Origin of the sequence: Pseudomonas sp. SWRI179, from assembly GCF_014268705.1 — a bacterium.
Classification (GTDB): Bacteria; Pseudomonadota; Gammaproteobacteria; order Pseudomonadales; family Pseudomonadaceae; genus Aquipseudomonas; species Aquipseudomonas zanjanensis.
Genome location: NZ_JABWRA010000122.1, coordinates 1 through 1,098, shown reverse-complemented (window position 1 = coordinate 1,098; position 1,098 = coordinate 1). Strand labels below are relative to the sequence as shown.

Annotated in this window: 1 protein-coding gene; it reads right to left on the bottom strand. The window is 53.4% G+C overall.

Features of this window, described 5'->3' with window-relative positions:
* Positions 1–2 precede the first annotated feature (2 nt).
* The gene (locus tag HU767_RS28500; RefSeq protein WP_186710884.1) at positions 3–950 is read right to left on the bottom strand and encodes a transposase; all 948 of its coding nucleotides are present in this window, start codon (positions 948–950) and stop codon (positions 3–5) included.
* Positions 951–1,098: the final 148 nt, after the last annotated feature.

Sequence of the window (1,098 nt, the reverse complement as noted above, 5' to 3'; positions counted from 1 at the left end):
CCTCAAGCCGCTTTTGGTTGGTATTCGCTTTGTCCTTTCAGCAAAGCGAATACGATCCGAGCAAGCTTGCGAGCCAGTATTACTAGCGCCTGCGTGGTAGCGAAGCCCCGAGCTCTTAGTTTTTCATAAAAGCCTTTCCAGGCAGACGTACGGCTGGCCGACATGGCTGCGTTGTGTAAAAGCCGACGAACTTCCGGGTCGCCGCGTTTGCTCAAGCTTCGCCGGTCATCTTTTTGTCCTGATTGGGACACTCGCAAATCCATTCCCAAGAAAGCGATAAAAGCGTCTGCATTCTTGAAGTCGCCCCGCTGAAATGCCGTAAGCAAACGAGCTCCGGTCAAAAATCCGATGCCCTCGACTTTCAGGCAACGGTTCAGTTGACCTAGCAAACCGGCATTTTTCAGATGATCCTTGATCGTCTTCTCGATCAATGTCTCAAGCCTCTGCATGGCGGCGATTTGCTCGGCGAAAGCTGTCTTCAGTAGTGGCTCGTTCGCCCAGCTTTGTACCAGGGCGACTCGAGCCTGAACCAAGGCAGCACGACGGCGGAAAAGGCTTAGAAGCTGGCGATACAACGGAGATGGCGGCGCCCATGGATGAAGCTCATGCCCTTCGTTCTTCAGGTAACGAGCCAGAAGCTTGGCGTCCAGCGCGTCGGTTTTGGCGCGTATTTTTACGCCTTTGCGGTAATGATGAAGTTCATAACCGCCCACCATATAGATCGTGCAACCGGCCTCATAGGCCAGATCAGCAAAATCCAAGTGATAGATATTGGTCGACTCAATGGCAACATCGACGGGTCCCGGCAATACTTTCAACCACCTTTTGATGGCCGCCTTGTCGTTAGGAATCGCTTCCAACACATCAAGCTCTGCGTGATAGATCACCAGCTCGTTCTTGGCGACATCCACGCCCACGATTGGCTTTGTGACAGAAACCGGCATTGCCATTGGAAATCCTCCGGGCTAAGGTTTGAACACTTGAAGGGGTCACCCAGAGGCGCAGGCTTGTCTCTATCGTCGATCCAGGCCGAAGCATTCTTTATCGGCGCTTGGGTGAAAGGAGGAGGGGCGAAATCTCCCACGGTCTGTACTGCGC

Bases quoted from the DNA above. Each gene is read 5' to 3' on its own strand.
- HU767_RS28500 (WP_186710884.1), bottom strand. From the start codon at position 950: ATGGCAATGCCGGTTTCTGTCACAAAGCCAATCGTGGGCGTGGATGTC.